The 17,969-nt window shown below is 59.2% G+C and carries 23 protein-coding genes; 19 read left to right on the top strand and 4 right to left on the bottom strand.

Annotated elements, in window-relative coordinates:
• The first annotated feature begins 69 nt into the window (after nucleotides 1-69).
• The 9 genes from pyk to V8J82_RS20880 all read left to right on the top strand — a co-directional run bounded on the left by pyk (nucleotide 70) and on the right by V8J82_RS20880 (nucleotide 7,648).
• Nucleotides 70-1,518, top strand: a complete 1,449-nt coding sequence (gene pyk / locus V8J82_RS20920) for a pyruvate kinase (protein WP_339978412.1) — start codon at nucleotides 70-72, stop codon at nucleotides 1,516-1,518.
• A complete protein-coding gene (locus tag V8J82_RS20915; protein ID WP_339978410.1) occupies nucleotides 1,519-1,749 on the top strand; it encodes a hypothetical protein in 231 nt (76 codons plus the stop codon).
• A gap of 123 nt (nucleotides 1,750-1,872) precedes the next feature.
• Nucleotides 1,873-2,073: a 50S ribosomal protein L35 gene (gene rpmI, locus V8J82_RS20910; RefSeq protein ID WP_339978408.1), complete on the top strand. Its 201-nt coding sequence runs from the start codon at nucleotides 1,873-1,875 to the stop codon at nucleotides 2,071-2,073.
• 12 nt (nucleotides 2,074-2,085) lie between these two features.
• Entirely contained in the window at nucleotides 2,086-2,448 is a 363-nt protein-coding gene (gene rplT / locus V8J82_RS20905; RefSeq protein WP_339978406.1) for a 50S ribosomal protein L20, read from the top strand.
• Between the two features lie 169 nt (nucleotides 2,449-2,617).
• Nucleotides 2,618-3,682, top strand: coding sequence for a phenylalanine--tRNA ligase subunit alpha (pheS, locus tag V8J82_RS20900; protein WP_339978558.1), 1,065 nt, complete (start codon nucleotides 2,618-2,620; stop codon nucleotides 3,680-3,682).
• A gap of 3 nt (nucleotides 3,683-3,685) precedes the next feature.
• Nucleotides 3,686-3,973: a hypothetical protein gene (locus V8J82_RS20895; protein WP_339978404.1), complete on the top strand. Its 288-nt coding sequence runs from the start codon at nucleotides 3,686-3,688 to the stop codon at nucleotides 3,971-3,973.
• 189 nt (nucleotides 3,974-4,162) lie between these two features.
• A complete protein-coding gene (locus tag V8J82_RS20890; protein WP_339978402.1) occupies nucleotides 4,163-4,681 on the top strand; it encodes a hypothetical protein in 519 nt (172 codons plus the stop codon).
• Between the two features lie 72 nt (nucleotides 4,682-4,753).
• Nucleotides 4,754-7,162: a phenylalanine--tRNA ligase subunit beta gene (gene pheT, locus V8J82_RS20885; protein WP_339978400.1), complete on the top strand. Its 2,409-nt coding sequence runs from the start codon at nucleotides 4,754-4,756 to the stop codon at nucleotides 7,160-7,162.
• Nucleotides 7,163-7,204: 42 nt separating this feature from the next.
• On the top strand, nucleotides 7,205-7,648 hold the full coding sequence (locus tag V8J82_RS20880) for a YtoQ family protein (protein ID WP_339978398.1): 444 nt from the start codon (nucleotides 7,205-7,207) through the stop codon (nucleotides 7,646-7,648).
• Nucleotides 7,649-7,672: 24 nt separating this feature from the next.
• Here V8J82_RS20880 and V8J82_RS20875 read toward each other — a convergent pair whose 3' ends face one another.
• Complete coding sequence (locus tag V8J82_RS20875) at nucleotides 7,673-8,374, bottom strand: glutathione S-transferase family protein (RefSeq protein ID WP_339978396.1); 702 nt, start codon at nucleotides 8,372-8,374, stop codon at nucleotides 7,673-7,675.
• Nucleotides 8,375-8,529: 155 nt separating this feature from the next.
• On the opposite strand from V8J82_RS20875, the gene mscL reads away from it, so the two are divergent.
• The gene (gene mscL, locus V8J82_RS20870) at nucleotides 8,530-8,961 is read left to right on the top strand and encodes a large conductance mechanosensitive channel protein MscL (protein ID WP_339978394.1); all 432 of its coding nucleotides are present in this window, start codon (nucleotides 8,530-8,532) and stop codon (nucleotides 8,959-8,961) included.
• A 44-nt stretch (nucleotides 8,962-9,005) separates the two neighbouring features.
• On the opposite strand, the gene V8J82_RS20865 is transcribed toward mscL, so the two are convergent.
• Nucleotides 9,006-9,338, bottom strand: a complete 333-nt coding sequence (locus tag V8J82_RS20865; RefSeq protein ID WP_339978392.1) for an AzlD domain-containing protein — start codon at nucleotides 9,336-9,338, stop codon at nucleotides 9,006-9,008.
• On the bottom strand, nucleotides 9,335-10,042 hold the full coding sequence (locus V8J82_RS20860; RefSeq protein ID WP_339978390.1) for an AzlC family ABC transporter permease: 708 nt from the start codon (nucleotides 10,040-10,042) through the stop codon (nucleotides 9,335-9,337). Before V8J82_RS20860 ends, V8J82_RS20865 begins: the two co-directional genes overlap by 4 nt.
• Nucleotides 10,043-10,146: 104 nt before the next feature.
• Between V8J82_RS20860 and V8J82_RS20855 the strand changes: the two genes are divergently transcribed.
• Nucleotides 10,147-10,713 carry an NTP transferase domain-containing protein gene (locus tag V8J82_RS20855; protein ID WP_339978388.1) on the top strand — a complete coding sequence of 189 codons (567 nt, stop codon included), beginning with the start codon at nucleotides 10,147-10,149 and terminating at the stop codon, nucleotides 10,711-10,713.
• Nucleotides 10,710-11,564 carry a molybdopterin guanine dinucleotide synthesis gene (locus V8J82_RS20850; protein WP_339978386.1) on the top strand — a complete coding sequence of 285 codons (855 nt, stop codon included), beginning with the start codon at nucleotides 10,710-10,712 and terminating at the stop codon, nucleotides 11,562-11,564. The genes V8J82_RS20855 and V8J82_RS20850 overlap by 4 nt, the downstream gene beginning before the upstream one ends.
• Here the strand turns inward: V8J82_RS20850 and V8J82_RS20845 are convergent.
• A complete protein-coding gene (locus tag V8J82_RS20845; protein ID WP_339978384.1) occupies nucleotides 11,556-12,725 on the bottom strand; it encodes a MalY/PatB family protein in 1,170 nt (389 codons plus the stop codon). The two genes, V8J82_RS20850 and V8J82_RS20845, sit on opposite strands and share 9 nt — an antisense overlap.
• Before the next feature lie 243 nt (nucleotides 12,726-12,968).
• Here V8J82_RS20845 and def (V8J82_RS20840) point away from each other — a divergent pair, with 243 nt between their 5' ends.
• From def (V8J82_RS20840) to V8J82_RS20810, 7 genes are all read left to right on the top strand, one after another.
• Nucleotides 12,969-13,493 carry a peptide deformylase gene (gene def, locus V8J82_RS20840; RefSeq protein ID WP_339978382.1) on the top strand — a complete coding sequence of 175 codons (525 nt, stop codon included), beginning with the start codon at nucleotides 12,969-12,971 and terminating at the stop codon, nucleotides 13,491-13,493.
• Nucleotides 13,490-13,954, top strand: a complete 465-nt coding sequence (gene def, locus V8J82_RS20835; RefSeq protein ID WP_339978380.1) for a peptide deformylase — start codon at nucleotides 13,490-13,492, stop codon at nucleotides 13,952-13,954. Before def (V8J82_RS20840) ends, def (V8J82_RS20835) begins: the two co-directional genes overlap by 4 nt.
• Nucleotides 13,951-14,442: a peptide deformylase gene (def, locus tag V8J82_RS20830; RefSeq protein WP_339978377.1), complete on the top strand. Its 492-nt coding sequence runs from the start codon at nucleotides 13,951-13,953 to the stop codon at nucleotides 14,440-14,442. Before def (V8J82_RS20835) ends, def (V8J82_RS20830) begins: the two co-directional genes overlap by 4 nt.
• Nucleotides 14,439-15,347, top strand: a complete 909-nt coding sequence (fmt, locus tag V8J82_RS20825; RefSeq protein ID WP_339978375.1) for a methionyl-tRNA formyltransferase — start codon at nucleotides 14,439-14,441, stop codon at nucleotides 15,345-15,347. Before def (V8J82_RS20830) ends, fmt begins: the two co-directional genes overlap by 4 nt.
• A 1-nt stretch (nucleotide 15,348) precedes the next feature.
• Complete coding sequence (locus V8J82_RS20820; protein ID WP_339978373.1) at nucleotides 15,349-15,615, top strand: hypothetical protein; 267 nt, start codon at nucleotides 15,349-15,351, stop codon at nucleotides 15,613-15,615.
• Between the two features lie 92 nt (nucleotides 15,616-15,707).
• A complete protein-coding gene (locus tag V8J82_RS20815; RefSeq protein WP_339978371.1) occupies nucleotides 15,708-16,664 on the top strand; it encodes an L-malyl-CoA/beta-methylmalyl-CoA lyase in 957 nt (318 codons plus the stop codon).
• Between the two features lie 71 nt (nucleotides 16,665-16,735).
• The gene (locus V8J82_RS20810; protein ID WP_339978369.1) at nucleotides 16,736-17,944 is read left to right on the top strand and encodes a LytS/YhcK type 5TM receptor domain-containing protein; all 1,209 of its coding nucleotides are present in this window, start codon (nucleotides 16,736-16,738) and stop codon (nucleotides 17,942-17,944) included.
• Nucleotides 17,945-17,969: the final 25 nt, after the last annotated feature.

Genomic DNA, 17,969 nt, shown 5'->3' with positions numbered 1-17,969 from the left:
TTATACCGCATGATAGCGCAAACACAGGCCACGAATGTGGCGACGAACCGGACCAAAGGGGACAGGGCCATGAAACGCAACCGTAACGTAAAAATCGTTGCTACACTTGGACCTGCCTCGAACGACTATGAGATGATCCGCGCCTTGCACGAGGCCGGGGCTGATGTGTTCCGGCTGAACATGTCCCATGGCGATCATTCCGAAATTGCCGCCCGTCACGCTGCCATTCGTCAGATTGAAACTGATCTGGGTCAGCCGATTGCGATCCTGGCTGACTTGCAAGGTCCCAAGCTGCGTTGCGGGGTCTTCGACAACGATGACGGCTACGATCTAGAGAACGGCGCCGCATTCCGTTTCGATCTGGATGAAACGCCCGGCGATGCGACGCGTGTGCAGCTGCCGCATACTGAGATCTTCGCGGCGCTCGAACCCGGCGCGACATTGTTGGTCAACGACGGCAAGATCCGCGTGAAGGTGCTGGAATGTGGCGCCGATTTCGCGAATTGCGAGGTGTTGGCAGGTGGCCGTATCTCAAACCGCAAGGGTGTGAATGTGCCCGACGTGGTGCTGCCGCTTGCGGCTTTGTCTGACAAAGACCGTAAAGATCTGGAATTTGTATGTGAGCTGGGTGTGGATTGGCTGGCCTTGTCCTTTGTGCAGCGGCCCGAGGATGTGGCCGAGGCGCGGGATTTGGCCAAAGGGCGCGCAGCAATCCTGTCGAAGATCGAAAAGCCCGCTGCCGTACAAAATTTCGACGCGATCCTTGAGGCATCCGACGGGATCATGGTCGCCCGCGGCGATTTGGGTGTGGAATTGCCCGTGCAGAACGTACCACCGATCCAAAAACGTTTGGTGCGCAAGTGCCGCAACGCTGCGAAGCCGGTGATCGTCGCCACGCAGATGCTGGAAAGCATGATCGAAAGCCCGATGCCCACGCGGGCTGAGGTCTCGGATGTGGCGGCGGCTATCTATGAAGGTGCCGATGCCGTGATGCTGAGCGCGGAATCGGCCGCTGGCGATTATCCAATCGAAGCGGTGACCACGATGAGCAATGTCGCCATGGAGGTGGAAAGCGATCCGACCTATCGCGCAGTGATCGAAGCCTCGCGCGGTGGCGACAAGGATACGGTGGCCGATGCCATCGTGTCGGCGGCCCGTGAAATCGCGGAGACCACGAATATCAAGGCGATCTGCTGTTTCTCTGAGAGCGGCACAACCGCGTCGCTCACGGCGCGCGAACGGCCTTCCGTTCCCATTTTGGCCCTGACATCGCGGCAAGCGACGGCGCGGCGCATGTGCCTGACCTGGGGATGTCATTGCGTGAAGGTCGGCGCGGTTGGCCGGTTTAAAGAGGCAGTCGTAAGTGCGGTTCGCGCAGCGATTGCCGAGCAGATGGCTGACCAGCAGGATTTGATTGTGGTCACCGCCGGTGTACCCTTTGGCCAAGCGGGTTCAACAAATATTCTGCGGATAGCACCCTGCGACGAACGACTTATCTACGCCTCTGAGCTGGAGTAGATGCCTGTCGGCGCCGACATCCTGCTGGTGATCGCGGCGCTTGTCAGCGCATTGGCGTTGTCGTCTTTGGTGGCGGGTTGGACCGAACGGCGCTGGCCTTGGATGGCGTTGGTCTCACTGTCCATCGGCATGGGGCTTTTTGTCTATCTGCATTTCGAGATGACCGATGGCCTGACATGGACCGACGTGCCCGATGCATTCATCTCAGTCGCGGCGCGGATCTTGAACTAGGAACGGCGAATATACCTTGCATCACAGGTGGCTTGGGACTATCTGGGCCGCTCGAACGGCGCGTCCGGCCAGAAACGGCATGCCGCTGCGCGCCTGAACCGCTTCGAGAGATAGGAGACGGAAATGCCGAAGATGAAGACAAAGTCGAGCGCCAAGAAGCGCTTCAAAGTGACGGGCACCGGTAAGGTGCTCGCGGGTCAGGCCGGTAAGCGGCATGGGATGATTAAACGGACAAACAAGTTCCTGCGCAACGCGCGTGGCATGTCCGAACTGTCGGCAGCCGACAGCAAGATCGTTAAATCCTATATGCCCTACGACCGCTAAGGAGGCCCGGATATGTCCCGTACCAAAGGTGGAACCGTCACTCATCGCCGCCACAAGAAGGTTCTTGACGCGGCCAAAGGTTACTACGGCGCGCGGTCGCGGAATTTCCGTACTGCGACGCAGGCCGTCGACAAGGCCAACCAATATGCCACGCGCGACCGTAAGGCCCGCAAGCGTCAGTTCCGCGCGCTGTGGATCCAGCGCATCAATGCCGCTGTTCGCTCGCATGACGAATCGCTGACCTATTCGCGTTTCATCAACGGTCTGGCGAAAGCCGGGATCGAAGTGGATCGTAAGGTTTTGGCCGATCTGGCCGTGCACGAGCCCGAGGCATTCGGTGCGATCGTAGATCAGGCGAAGGGCGCACTGGCCTGAACGGGTCGTGCAGCTAAAGAATAATCGACCGCCCCGCGACCAACGGGGCGGTCGTTTTCGTTTGAGCTAACGCCTTCATCATCTCCAGCGGCCGCCTTGCAATCCTGCCTGCCCATGGTAGGTCAAGCGCCTGACGGAATGCGCGAGTGGAGATCTGGCCATGGACGGTTTGGACGATCTGAAATCTGACTGGTTGGGCCGGATCGGGGCCGCCACCGATGAGCGCGCATTGGAGGATATCCGTGTCTCTGCCGTAGGCAAAAAAGGCGAGATCAGCCTGAAGATGCGCGAATTGGGGAAGATGACCCCCGAAGAGCGTCAGGTCGCTGGCCCGGCGCTGAATGCCCTAAAGGACGAAGTGAATAGCGCCATTGCAGCCCGTAAGAGGGGCTTGGCTGACGCCGCGTTGGATGAACGGTTAAAGTCCGAATGGCTGGATGTGACCCTGCCGTCTCGCCCGCGCCGCCAAGGCACGATTCATCCGGTCAGCCAGGTCACCGAAGAGGTCACCGCGATTTTCGCGGATATGGGCTTTGCCGTCGCAGAAGGACCGCAGATCGAGACCGACTTCTATAACTTCGATGCACTGAATATCCCCGGCCACCACCCTGCGCGGGCGGAGATGGACACGTTCTACACACACCGCGCCCAGGGCGATAACCGTCCGCCCCATGTGTTGCGCACCCATACCTCGCCTGTGCAGATCCGGTCGATGGAGGAACATGGCGCGCCGTTGCGGATCATTTGCCCAGGCCGCGTTTATCGCGCCGACTATGACCAGACACACACCCCGATGTTCCATCAGGTGGAGGGCTTGGTGATCGACCGTGATACGTCAATGGCACAGCTAAAATGGGTGCTGGAAGAGTTCTATTCCGCCTTCTTCGGCGTGACCGTGAAAACCCGCTTCCGCGCGTCCCATTTCCCCTTTGTGGAGCCGGGGGCTGAAGTCGACATTCAATGCAGCTTCGAGGGCGGCACCGTGAAGATCGGCGAAGGCGACGATTGGCTGGAAATCCTGGGTTCGGGGATGGTGCACCCCAAGGTGCTTCAGGCCGGTGGGATCGACCCTGACGAATGGCAGGGCTTTGCCTTCGGCATGGGAATCGACCGCATCGCGATGTTGAAATACGGCATCCCGGATTTGCGCGACTTCTTCAACAGCGACCTGCGGTGGTTGAAGCATTACGGTTTCGGGGCGCTGGAAATACCTAGCACCCATGCGGGTGTCTGACGTTTGAAAACCCAAAGCGTCGATCAAGATGGGGGTGTTTGGGACATGGCGTGGGGTGTCTCGGACATCCCAGATACGCTTCGCGATGTGTTCGGAATCGCCTGGCAGCGTGGAGATGATGCGGGATCCATCGTATTGCAAGATCCCCTCTATGCATGGGAAACCAAGACGCTATCGACCTACACATTTACCGTCGCGGCGGCTTCCTTGTCGGTTGCGATGGCAGAGATCACGCCGGGCGTCTATGCGGTCGGGGTCAAGCGCAGCAGGGACCAACCAGACAGTGAGTGACGCAACCTGAAATGGATGAGTTGCTCACCAAGCGGATCGCTGGCGCCTGAGCTCACACTACCGCAGAATGTGACTGTGCCACAAGGTGGATCTACGCTTTGGCCCCGCGAAGCCTGCGCAAGCAGCCTCTTGATCTTCGCATGGTCACTCACACGTTACGGATCAGGCCCGCGCAAAGGAGTGTTACCCATGAACACAGCCCCCTCTCTACAGGGCCTTGTCCATATGATGGACCGCGCGCTGATGCCGTCGGCCTCGGAACTGACCCTGACGCCGGTTTGCATGGATTTTGAGGCAGATACCTCCGTCACGGATATGGATCAGGACGAGGCGCGGCAGATCATGGCGGAGATCGACGCGAAATCGTCTGCCCTGCTGGCGGTTCTGGCGATTATCCTTGCGGCTTCCGCGTTCCTGTTTTCGCTGGATCAGACCTGGACCTCTTTGATGCTGATGTTCGCCCAAGTCGTCTCGATCTCGATTTCCATTATCTTCCTGCTGCGCTGTTTGATCTACGAACCCTCTCCCCGGCTGCGCCACGTGTTCCAGATGACGGATGTCGCAGCTGAGCATCACTTGCAGATCGAGGCGATCAAGCAGGTGCACTATTTCAATCGGGTGATCCTGCTGACCGTGGTCACCTGTGTGCTGTTCTTTGCGATGGCGATCGTGGTGGGCATTGATGCCATGGCCATGCCCACACAATGAGCGATGCAACAATGGTGGACACGGGCGTCGGAGGCGTTAGAACCCGCGGGACATTGACGTGGAGCCGATGCGATGAAGTTCACCCTATCCTGGCTGAAAGATCACCTGGAGACCGACGCCTCACTGGCGGATATTCTTGAGACGCTCACTGATCTGGGCCTTGAGGTGGAAGAGGTCGAAGATCGTGCAGCGCGGCTGGCGGACTTTACCATCGCCAAGGTGCAAAGCGCCGAGAAGCATCCCGATGCCGACAAGCTGAAGGTCTGCCAGGTTGAGACAGAGGATGGTGTGCAACAGATCATTTGCGGTGCACCCAATGCCCGCGAAGGGATCACCGTGGTTCTGGCCAAGCCCGGCACTTATGTACCCGGTATCGACACCACGATTGGTGTCGGCAAGATCCGCGGTATCGAGAGCTTCGGGATGATGGCCTCGGAGCGTGAGCTTGAACTGTCCGACGAGCATACGGGAATCATCGAACTGCCCTCTGGCGAAGTTGGCGACCGGTTTGTGGATTGGTTGGCCGAGCATGATCCGGCCAAGGTCGACCCGGTGATCGAGATCGCCATCACGCCGAACCGGCAGGACGCATTGGGCATACACGGCATCGCGCGGGATCTGGCGGCACGTGGGCTTGGGACTTTGAAATCACATGATCCGGCAGAGATCCAAGGCAGCTTTCCGTGCCCCATCAGCGTTCACATCGATGCTGATACGCGGGATGTGGCACCGCATTTCACCGGGCGTCTGATCCGTGGCGTGAAAAACAGGCCAAGCCCAGATTGGCTACAGGATAAGCTGCGCGCGATTGGGCTGCGTCCAATCTCGGCGCTGGTCGATATCACCAATTATTTCACTTATGATGTGAACCGCCCGCTGCATGTATTCGACGCCGACAAAGTTTCGGGTGGATTGCGCGTGCACCGCGCCGATGGCGGCGAAGAGATCTTGGCGCTCGATGAAAAGAGCTACACGTTCAGCAAAGGCCACATTGCGATTTCCGACGATAAAGGCCCCGAAAGTATTGCCGGTGTCATGGGCGGCTCTGAAAGCGGCTGTACCGACGAAACGGAGAACGTGTTTCTGGAATCCGCTTGGTGGGATCCGATCCAAATCGCCTATACGGGCCGCGATCTGAAGATCAATTCTGACGCGCGCTACCGGTTCGAACGCGGGGTTGATCCCGAATACACGTTGCCCGGCTTGCACGCGGCCACACAGATGATCGTGGATCTGTGCGGTGGCGAAGCGTCCGAGGTTGTGGAGGCCGGCGCGCCTTTGCAAACCGCGCGCAGCTACACGCTGAACCCGGCACGGGTGATCAGCTTGGTCGGGATGGAGATCCCGCGTGAGGAGCAAGTGCGCATTCTGACGGCACTTGGGTTCTCAGCCAGCGGATCGGGTGACACGCTGGAGGTTTGGGTGCCGTCTTGGCGACGGGATGTGCAGGGGGAGGCGGATCTTGTCGAAGAGGTCGCCCGCGTCGCCTCTCTGACAAAGCTTGAACCCAAGCCTTTGCCGCGTCTGCAACCGGGTGTTCCGAAGCCGGTGCTTACGCCAATGCAGCTGCGCGAGCGCGCGGCGCGGCGTACGACCTCGGCGTTGGGGTACAATGAGTGCGTGACCTATAGCTTCATCGATCAAGCGTCCGCGGCTTTGTTCGGCGGTGGTGATGACGATGTCATGCTGGAAAACCCGATCAGTTCTGAGATGTCGCATATGCGGCCCGCTTTGTTGCCTGGCCTGTTGCAAGCGGCGGCGCGCAATCAGGCGCGCGGAATGGCGGATATGGCGCTGTTCGAGGTTGGCGCCGCGTTCCATGGCGGCGAGCCAGGAGAGCAACATCTTTTGGTCACTGGGCTGCTGGTTGGTCATACTGGTCCGCGAGACCCCCATGGCGCGCGGCGTCCGGTCGACGTTTATGACGTGAAGGCAGATGCCGAGGCCGTTCTGGCCGCCATCGGGGCCCCCGCGAAGGCTCAGATCCTGCGTGGCGCGCGGGAATGGTGGCATCCGGGGCGGCATGGCATGATCTGCTTGGGTCCGAAGAAGGTGCTGGGCATCTTCGGCGAATTGCACCCGCGTGTGCTGGAAGCGATGGATGTCAAAGGCCCGGCCATGGCTTTCACGATCTTCCCCGCTGAGGTGCCGATGCCGCGCAGCACGTCTGCCAGCCGCGGTGCCGTGATAATGTCCGACCTGCAGGCCGTGGAACGCGACTTTGCCTTTGTGGTCGGCGCTGATATCGCAGCGCTCGATTTGGTGAATGCCGCAGGTGGCGCCGATAAAGCCTTGATCAGCGAAGTGCGCGTATTCGATGAATTCATCGGCGGTTCCATGGGTGAGGGACAAAAATCCATCGCTCTGACCGTGCGTCTCCAGCCCAAGGACAAGACATTGACCGAGGAAGAAATCGAGGCGGTCGCCGCCAAGATTGTCGAGAAGGTTGGTAAAGCCACTGGCGGTGTCCTGCGCGGTTAGGCGCAGGCAGCCGCCGCGGCACAAACGCAAAGGGAACACGCGATGAAAGTCTATCTATCGGGCGAGATCCACACCGATTGGCGCGAACGGATTGTGGCTGGGGCCGAGGGGCTCGATGTCGCGTTAACAGGTCCGGTGACCGACCATGGCGCCAGCGATGATTGCGGCGTTGCGATCCTGGGGGCTGAAAGCGACAAGTATTGGCACGACCACAAGGGCGCGATGGTCAACGCGATCCGGACACGCAACGGGATCGAAGGTGCCGATCTCGTCGTGGTACGGTTTGGTGAAAAGTACCGGCAATGGAACGCGGCATTCGATGCGGGCTATGCCGCGGCGCTTGGCAAACCGATCATCGTGCTGTCAATGCCTGAGCATCAGCATGCCCTGAAAGAGGTACATGCCGCAGCCTTGGCCGTCGCCGAAGAACCCGAGCAGGTGGTGCAAATCCTGCGCTATGTGCAGACCGGCGCGCTTCCGGGTTAAATCAGGCGCGCCAGTCCGCGTCTGTCAGCCCGCGCGTGGGGGCACATTCATCCCGATCTCTGCCGAGGGGCGCGCTTTGAACCGGTCCACATAGTCAGGCACATTGGCCAGGTCGTGGTATCCGACCATGTCCTTGGTCCCATAGAATTCCAGAGCGTTGATCCATGGCGCCACAGCGATATCAGCGATTGAGAAATCGCCGGTCAACCAGTCCTTACCGTCAAGCTGTGTGTCCACTACCGCCAAAAGGCGCTTGGCCTCGTTCAAGTAGCGTTCGCGCGGGCGAGGATCTTCGATCTCGGACCCTGCGAATTTCACGAAGAATCCAAGTTGCCCGAACATGGGGCCAAGGCCGCCCATCTGGAACATCACCCATTTGATGATCTCGTATTTCTCGGCGTCGCTGCGCCCCAACAACTGACCGGTCTTTTCGGCCAGGTAGATCAGGATCGCGCCGGATTCCCACAATCCGATAGGCGCGCCGCCCGGTCCATTCGGGTCGATGATTGCGGGGATCTTGTTGTTGGGGTTTAGGCTCAGGAATTCAGCGCTTTTCACGTCGCTATCCGCCAGCGTGACGCGGTGGGCTTCATAGGCCAAACCCAGTTCTTCCAACGCGATCGAGACCTTCACACCATTTGGCGTGGGGAAGGAGTATAGCTGGATGACCGATGGATCCTTTGTGGGCCAGCGGGTTGCGATGGGAAAACCGTCAAGCGATGCCATGTTGTGCGTCCTACTTCGAGAAATGATAGCTTTTGCAAATATGTCCCATTGCCTCAGACAACCAGTCTGGGCTTTCTAGCATTACGCAGGGGAAGGGTGTGCGCTGGCGCACCAATAAGGCCTTGGGTGCGAACAGGGAAATAAGGAGCAACTCCGTGATTCAGGAATTTAAGGACTTCATTGCCAAGGGCAATGTGATGGATATGGCCGTTGGTATCATCATCGGCGCGGCCTTTACGGCCATTGTAACTTCGTTGGTGGGTGATCTGATCAACCCGATCATTGCCTTGTTCACCGGCGGGATCGATTTCTCGGGCTGGTTCTATGTGCTGGGTGAGGGTGAATTTGCCTCTGTCGAAGCCGCGCAAGAGGCCGGAGTTTCGGTCTTTGCGATCGGGAACTTCTTGATGGCGGTGATCAACTTCCTGATCGTGGCTTGGGTCGTGTTCTTGCTGGTGAAAATGGTGAACCGCGTCAAAGCGGCGGCTGAAAAGCCTGAAGAGGTTGCTCCTGAAGTTGAAAGCGGCCCGTCAGAGTTGGATATTCTGATCGAAATCCGCGATGCCATGAAGGCTCAGAACGGCTAATAAGCCAGTCTCAGCGGACCTGCGCAGCGGCGCGGGTCCGTCGCTCAGGCGAAGACGCCTTGCAGCAACAAAAACACCGCCATGCCCGCCACGGCGGCCACAGCCGGGTTTTTCCGCCAATATCCAATCGCAAGTGTGATGCCCGCCGCAATCAGATGCGGCGCGGATAGGGTTCCGCCTGTCGCATCCGGCCAAAGCACCGCAGGCGTCACCAGCGCGGGCAGGATGGCCACCGGTGTATAGCGCAGGTGGCGCAAGAGCCAGGGTGGCAATTGCCGGTCGCCGATCAGCCCCAGAAATGAAAAGCGGATCACATATGTGGCGATCCCCAATCCGATGATCACGAACCAGATCTCGGCATGGCTCCAACCGGTCATGGGCGCGTGCTCCGACGTTCGATTTCCGCGCCGACCATCATCGCCCCAATTCCCGCTGGCATCAGACCCAGATTGAAGGGAAGACCAGCAAAGGCGATCGCTAGGATCACCGATGTGATCGCCGCGCCGACATGTGCCATCGTCCGCAAGGCGGGGGCCACAAGCGAGATGAATGCAACGGGCACCGCAAACTCCAAGCCCCAATGCATTGGGATTGATTGGCTCAGCAACGCCCCCGCAAGCGTTGCAATATACCAGACCGGCACGATGGGCAGGCAGACCCCAAAAAAGTAGCTCAGCCGCTCGGGCACCGACATTTGTGGGCGGGCATCATATTCCAGGACCGATACGGCGTAGGTCTGATCGACATTCATATAAGCGACCAAAGCGCGCTGCCAGATAGATGCGCCTCCGAGATATGGCGCAAGGGAGGCGGAATACATTGCCATGCGCAAGTTCACTGCAATGGCGGAGAGCAAAACCACAAAGGTTGGTGCCTGATCCAACATCAATTGTAGGGCGGTGAACTGCGCTGCACCCGCGATGACGACGATGGAAAACCCCATCACTTCAGCAATGTTCAAGCCCGCCTCGGTTCCGACCACGCCGAAGAGCATGCCGAAGGGGAATGCGACAAGCATGAAGGGCGCACAATCGCGCGCGCCGCGCCAAAAGGCGGTCCGATTGAGAAATGTATTGGCCATGGTTGCGTGCTGTCCAATCGCGTTAACTGGCCATACTGTGGGGCGCGATCGGATGCAAATTCCGGTCTGTGATAGATCAAATCACGAAACCAGAGGCGAGCGATATGGCAGGATTCAAGGGCCCGGGGGTGATCTTGGCCGGAGGCGCCGGGCGTCGGATTGGCGGTAATAAGGCCGAGGTTCTGTTGGCTGGGCGCCCGCTGTGGCGTCATGTGGCAGACCGGGTGCAGCCGCAGGTGCAGGATCTGGTGGTGAATGCGCTTGCTCCTTTGGGCCCACTTGGGGCGATCCCCGACACCATTCCGGATCTGGGCCCGCTGGGGGGGATCTTGACGGCGTTGGACTGGGCGATTGCGCAGGGGGCTGAGCGGGTTTTGACCGTTGCCGTTGACACGCCGTTCCTGCCGCGGGATTTGGTGGCAGGTTTGGCCGAGGTGGAGGGGGATATTGCCATGGCCGAAACCGCGGATGGGGCGCATGGGACAACGGCTTTATGGGATGTGCGGCTGGCCGGAGATTTGCGCGCGGCACTTGCGGCCGGAACACGGAAGGTCACCGCATGGACAGCAGATCGCGCCGCCTTAGTGCGGTTCGAGGGGACTGACCCGCCGCCGTTTTTCAATGTGAATACACAAGCGGACTTGTCCAAGGCAGAGCGTTGGTTGGCATGAGCGGCTTTGATCAGGTGGTGATGGTCGATTGGTCGGCCCGGTCGGCGCCGTCACCAGCAAAGCCAACGAAAGACGCGATTTTCATCGGGGTCGTTTCGGGTGAGGAGCAGATTGAGGTCCAATACCACCGCACGCGTCACGCTGCGATGGGCGCCGTGTCCCAGATCTTTGACAGGGCGCTGTCCGGAGATCGCCGGGTCTTGGCGGGGTTCGATTTCCCGTTTGGCTATCCACATGGCTTTGCGCGGGCGGTAACCGGGTGTGATAATCCGTTCGCCCTTTGGGCGGATCTGGCAGAACGGATCGAAGACGGCCCTGACAATCGCAACAACCGCTTTGATGTGGCCGAGACGCTGAATGGATTGTTTCCGGGTCTCGGGCCGTTTTGGGGATGTCCGCCCGCGCGCGAGAGCGCGGCGCTCCCCGCTCGGGGCAGTTTGCGCCATGGACACGGCTTACCAGAGCGGCGTTTGGTAGAACGGCGCCTGCCGCGCGCGCAGCCTTCTTGGAAGTTGTTCACCACGGGATCGGTCGGGTCACAGGTTTTGCTCGGGTTGCCGCATCTGCACGAATTGCGGATGCGCTATGGTGACAATCTGGCGGTCAGCCCGTTCCAATCACCCGATACGCCAATTGTTCTGGCTGAGATCTATCCGGGCCTCATTGACGCTGCCATCAAGGCGCGGGTGGCAGACAATGAGATACTGGACGCTGCTCAGGTGCGGCTGATCGCCCAGGTTTTTGCGCGTTTGCCTCCCGACCGACTGGATGTGCTGCTGCGCGAAGGTGATCGGGAGGAGGGCTGGATCCTTGGCCTCGGGGCTGAGGCTGAGCTTGAGGCGCTATTGTAGATCGCCAAAAGCGCGCTGCATCCTTGCCACCGCATCAATCACGACCGAGCGTGGCGTGGCGATGTTGAAGCGTAGGAAGCTATCGCCTCCCTTGCCGAAGGTCGGCCCGTAATTGGCCGCGATCTTTGCGGTATTGGTGACACGGTCGGTGAATTCCTCGCGGGTCATGCCGGTGTCTTTGAAGTCGACCCAGGCGAGGTAAGTTGACTCCAACGGCATAGAGCGCAGGCCTGGAATGGCATTGATCCCCTCGTCAAAAATGCGTGCGTTTTCGGCGATATAGCCGCGCAGCTCATCCACCCAGGCCGCCCCCTCTGGCGAATAGGCCGCGGTCACCATGAACAGGCCGAAGGAGTTGGGCGACATGCCAAGGGCGGCCATACGGGTTGCAAATTTGGCTCGCAAAGCATCGTCGGCGATGATGACATTGCCGATATGCGATCCTGCGATGTTGAAGGTCTTGGTAGCGGCGGTCATCATCACCAATCGATCCGCGATGCCATCGATCTTTGCCATTGGGATATGGATCTGACCGGGCATCAGAAGGTCGTGGTGAATTTCGTCAGAGACAAGGACCAAGTCATGGCGTTTGGCGAAATCTGCGATGCCTTCCAATTCAGCGCGGGTCCAGACGCGTCCGCCCGGATTGTGGGGCGAGCAAAGGATCAGCATCGTCTCATGCCCTTTCATCTGGGCATCGAACGCATCGAAATCGAGGGTGTATCTGCCGTCGACTATCGGCATTTCGAGTTCGCACAAATCGCGCTCGGCGGAGCGAATGACTTTGGCGAAGGCGTGATAGACAGGTGTAAAGAGAACGATCCCGTCACCCCGTTCGCTGAACGCGTCCAGACAAAGCGCCGTTCCGTTTACCAGGCCATGGGTCGAGAAGATCTGGTTCGGCTCGACGTGCCAGCCATGGCGGTTGGCCATCCACCATTGAATGGCGGCGTGATATTTGCTTTCGTCGCCGAAATAACCGTAGATCCCGTGATCCATCATCGATTTCAGCGCGTCTTGCACGCAGGCCGGTGGGCGGAAATCCATATCGGCCACCCACATCGAGACACCGTCATCCGGTGAGACGCCGTAGAGCGGCTCCATCATATCCCATTTCACGCAATGGGTGCCGCGGCGGTCGATGACGTCGTCAAATGACATAGAGGTAGCCTTTGTGCTGGGAGTTCTATCGCGAAGCCTAGCGTCTGATTGCTCGTCCGCAAGGGGCTCTCCCGCGCAAAACGCGATCTGCTTCGCAGCCCGGTTTCCCTTGGGCGTGGCCGACGCGGTCGCTGGCCAAGGCCAGGTGCCCGCGTCGGCGGTACCGCGACGCGGACATAATGCGGCGGGGTGGCATATGTTGGGGGCTTTCCCGCCCCGACGGTTTCACCTAAATCAAAGCGTATGAAACGCCCTATCCTGATCCACCCAGATCCGCGCCTTAAGAAGGTGGCCGCGCCGATTGACGACATATCGGATGAGTTGCGTCAACTGGCCGATGATATGCTGGCGACGATGTATGATGCCCCCGGCATCGGCCTAGCGGCACCTCAGATCGGGGTTGGCACGCGTTTGATCGTCTTGGATTGCGTCAAGGAAGAGGGAGCCGCACCACGCCCCTTGGCGATGTTTAATCCTGAGATCGTGTCATCCTCGGAGGAACTGAACACGTATGAAGAGGGCTGCCTGTCGATCCCCGAGATCTATGCGGATGTCACGCGGCCCGAGGCGGTCACGGTCCGCTGGATCGACCCCGACGGTGCTGAGCGTGAAGAAACCTTTGACGGGTTATGGGCCACTTGCGTGCAGCATGAGATCGACCATTTGAACGGCAAGCTGTTCATTGATTATCTCAGCGGTTTGAAACGGCAATTGATCACCCGCAAGATGGTCAAGTTGAAACGCGATCGTGCGCGGGAAGGCGTGTGAGCGACCTGCACTTGCATCTCTATCCCGATCCGGTCCTGCGGGAGATCTGTCTGCCTGTCCTCGATTTCGAGGCGGATTTGGCGACGTTGGCTGAGCATATGCTTGAGATTATGTATCAGGCGCACGGCCGTGGCTTGGCAGGGCCGCAGGTTGGGGTGTCGCGACGGATTTTCGTGATGGATGCGTCCTGGAAAGAAGGCGTCAAGGCCCCTGTCATTTGCATCAATCCCGAAGTGCTTTGGATGTCTGATCAGATGGAATATGGCGAAGAAGGTTGCCTGTCTATCCCAGACACGCCCTGTCGCGTGCAGCGTCCGGTTGAGATTGATCTTCGGTGGGTGGGGTCAGATGGTGCTTTGTCCGAGGCGCGTTTGACAGGCGTTGTGGCGCGAATTGTACTCCATGAGCTTGACCATCTTGACGGTATCTTGTGCATAGATCGGCATGAGGCAGTCTCATGATCCGGTCTTTCGTGCCCTGGCCCGACAAGCGATTGCGAATTGCCGCGGCGCGGGTGGACCAGATCACCGAGGATGTATGCGCCGTCTGGCAGGATATGATCGACACGATGGAGGCAATGCCGGGTGTTGGCTTGGCTGCTCCGCAGATTGGGGTGATGCTGCAATTGGCGGTGGTGGATGCATCTGATGAACGCGGCCGCGCGATCCGGATGGCGAACCCTGAGATTGTGGATACCTCGGAGGAGGCCAGCATGTATCCTGAGGGTAGCCCGAACTTGCCCGGTGTAACGGCAAAGATCACGCGTCCGGCCCGTGTCACTGTGGCATTCACCGATCACGAGGGTCTGCGGGTGAGACAGGAATTTGTCGGCCTCTGGGCAACGTCGGTTCAGCACCAGATCGATCATCTGGCCGGAAGGATGTATTTTGACCGCCTGAGCAAGGTGAAGCGGGACATGTTGATCAAGAAGGCACGGAAATTGACATGAGAGTGGTGTTTATGGGTACACCGGATTTCTCAGTTCCGGTCTTGGAGGCGCTGGTCGAAGCGGGGCATGAGATCTGCGCGGTGTATTCGCAGCCGCCCCGCCCTGCCGGGCGGGGCAAGAAAGATCGGCTCAGCCCGGTACAGGCGCGGGCGCAAGCGTTGGGTTTACCGGTGCGCCACCCCGTCAGCTTGAAAGGTTCAGAGGCTCAGGCGGAATTTGCAGCGTTGCAGGCCGAGGTCGCGGTTGTTGTCGCCTATGGGCTGATTTTGCCACAAGCGGTGCTAGATGCGCCGCAACGGGGATGCCTGAACATCCACGCGTCGCTTCTGCCACGTTGGCGGGGTGCGGCGCCTATCCAGCGGGCGATCATGGCAGGTGATACGGAAACCGGCGTGTGCATCATGCAGATGGAGGCTGGGCTGGATACCGGTCCGGTCTTGCTGCGTCGAGCGATCCCGATTGGCGACCATGAAACGGCAGGGGATCTACATGACCGGCTGTCGGCTTTAGGCGCAGCGACGGTTGTCAAGGCGTTGGCCGAGTTGGATCATCTAACGCTCCAGCCCCAGCCAGATACGGGCGTCACCTACGCTGCGAAAATCGACAAATCCGAAGCAAAGCTGGATTGGACGGCCCCTTCCGCCCATATTGATCGGATGATCCGTGGCTTGTCGCCATTTCCCGGGGCCTGGACCACAGTTGGTGGAAAGCGATTGAAGCTGCTGCGTTGTGGAGTGGCTGAGGGCGCCGGTGCACCAGGTGAGTTACAGCCCGGTGGGATCGTAGCGTGCGGCGACGGCGCGATCGCGCTGTTAGAGGTACAGCCAGAGGGCAAGGGACCCATGGCCGTTGATGATTGGTTGCGGGGCGCTCGGATCGAACCGGGCGACCGGCTAGGAGACTAGAATGATCCTGTTTTCGTTTTTTGGGTCGCTGATGATCGCAGGGATCGTCGCCTATCTCTTTGAGAAATGGGATTGGACCCATAATGGAATCCTCCCCTCGGTCTTCATCGCGTGGGGCGCCGTGCTGGTGTTTTGGTTCGTGCGTTCATTGTTCAATATCAGCTTTGGGTCGCCGGGCTTGGACGCAATCATCGCAGCCGCGGCGGCGTTGATTTTGATCCCAACCGAGTACGCCAATGCGCGGCGCAAGCGGAACCGGCGACGGTAGCGGTTTTGCTGCGCTGCGGCGCTTGCATGCTGCCGCGCAATAAACTACCCCTCGGAAAAACTAAATCGTAATTTCCTTTCGTGAGGGCTGACATGAGCTTCCGTATCCAACCGCAACCGATTGCCCGTCCGAACCGTTGCCAGTTGTTTGGGCCCGGCTCGAATACGAAACTGTTTGAGAAGATGGCAGCCTCCGCAGCGGATGTAATCAACCTGGATTTGGAAGATTCCGTGGCGCCTGACGATAAACCGCAGGCGCGGAAAAATGTGATTGCCGCACTGCGCGACGTCGATTGGGGCAACAAGACAATCAGCGTACGCATCAACAGCTTGGACAGCTCCTATTGGTATCGCGATGTGGTTGATCTGCTTGAGGCGGATACGGGCCGGTTGGATCTGATCATGATACCGAAGGTTGGGTGCGCTGCGGATGTCTATGCCGTAGATGCCCTGGCGACGGCGATTGAAGCCGCGACGGGTCGGGCAAAGCCCGTGGGGTTCGAGGTCATCATCGAAAGCGCCGCCGGGATTGCCCATGTCGAAGAGATCGCAGCCGCCTCGTCGCGTCTTCAGGCAATGTCCTTGGGGGCGGCTGATTTCGCGGCTTCGATGGGGATGCAGACCACGGGGATCGGAGGGACGCAGGAAAACTACTACATGATCCGCAACGGCGTGCAGCATTGGTCAGACCCGTGGCATTGGGCGCAGGCCGCTATCGTGGCTGCGTGCCGGACCCACGGGGTTTTGCCGGTGGATGGCCCGTTTGGGGATTTCTCTGACGAGGATGGCTACCGTGCCCAGGCACGCCGGTCGGCAACGCTGGGTATGGTTGGGAAATGGGCGATCCATCCCAAGCAGATCGCGCTTGCAAATGAGGTCTTTACGCCGTCCGAGCAAGCGGTGACCGAAGCTCGGGAGATCCTTGCCGCGATGGAACATGCCAAGGCCGACGGGGCAGGTGCCACGGTGTATAAAGGCCGCCTGGTGGATATCGCTTCGATCAAGCAAGCGGAAGTCATTGTTAAACAAGCAGAAATGATCGTAGGATAGAGCCGATCCGTTAACGGTATCGAAAGCGGGAGCTGCTATCTCGGCACGTGATTTATCATGCGTGAGGTAGAATGACCTTCTCAGCAATCCTCGATTTCGTGGCGTCGTTAGCCGTCTTGGCGCTGTTGGCGGAAAGCTACGGGGCACTGCGTCGTCGTCTGGCGGGTCGTCGTTTGGCACCGCTTGTGATCGGGTCGTTGTTCGGTTTGATGGCTGCGTTGCAGATGATGAACCCGCTCAGTCCGGTCGAGGGGTTGATCATTGACATGCGAGCGATCCCGATTGCGTTGGCAGGTGCCTTTTTGGGGTGGCGCGGGCTTTTGCCTTGCTTGGCCATAGCGGTCGGAGCTCGGTTGGGCATTGGCGGTGTCGGAGTGGTTGCGGCATTGCCAAGTATGGCGATTGCAGGCCTGGCTGGCATGATATGGTCGCGCAAAATGGCGCATCACGAAACCCGCAACTTCAGCGCGCTGCTGTGTTTGGCCCTTGCAATGTCGACGCATCTGCTGGCGGCGGTTGTCCTTCCTCGGGATCTTGCAGTTTGGTTCTATACGATTGCCGCGGGGCCGATCTTGGCGCTGAATCTGATCGCCGTTCCACTGATCGGCGGGTTGTTGGAGCGGGAACATCGCCGCATTTTGCGCGAAAACCAATTGAAAGCGGCCCTCTCCACGGATCCAGGATCTGGTCTGCTGACCGGACCTGCCTTTGTGCGTGATGTGACAAACGCATTTGCCGCGCATCCCTTTGGCACCTTTGCGGGCCTTTTGGTCTTCAACCAGCAGCGTAGTTTTGTGCAACGGCTATTGGGTTTGCGTGGGTTGTCGCGGCAGCGGCTTTTGGAGATTCGAAAAGCGACGGACGACCTGCTGGAACATAGCGGCTTGGCAGGGTTCACGGCCGAGGGCAGCGTCTTTGTGCCTTTGAACGAAGACGAAGTGGCACGTGCGAAGCATATCAGTAAGGCGATGGAACGCGTTTTGGTTGCTCAGCCAGATAATCCCGGTCAGCGCCTGCTGGCTTTATCCGGTCGTTTGGTGTCCGACAGCTTGGATGTTATCGTCTTGTCTACGCCGGATCCTGCGGTCTTCCTACGTTTGGCCGAGCGTGCAGCCTTGTCGGCGCGCCCCGATTGGCTAGGTGAATTGAAGCGGCGTGACAACGAGCCGATGCGCTTGGTGCATTCCTCTCCGCTGCGTCGTGAGAAGATTTTTGATCCAGCTGAACATAACGCTCTATTCGCCAAGGCCGACTACCTGATGTCACGCAGCAATCAGTAGGGCGCCCTATGCCGGCGGTGAGTTG

Source organism: Gymnodinialimonas mytili (assembly GCF_037544085.1).
Classification (GTDB): domain Bacteria; phylum Pseudomonadota; class Alphaproteobacteria; order Rhodobacterales; family Rhodobacteraceae; genus Gymnodinialimonas; species Gymnodinialimonas mytili.
Note: the sequence above shows the minus strand (reverse complement) of the source record. Positions and strands in the feature narration are given on the sequence as shown.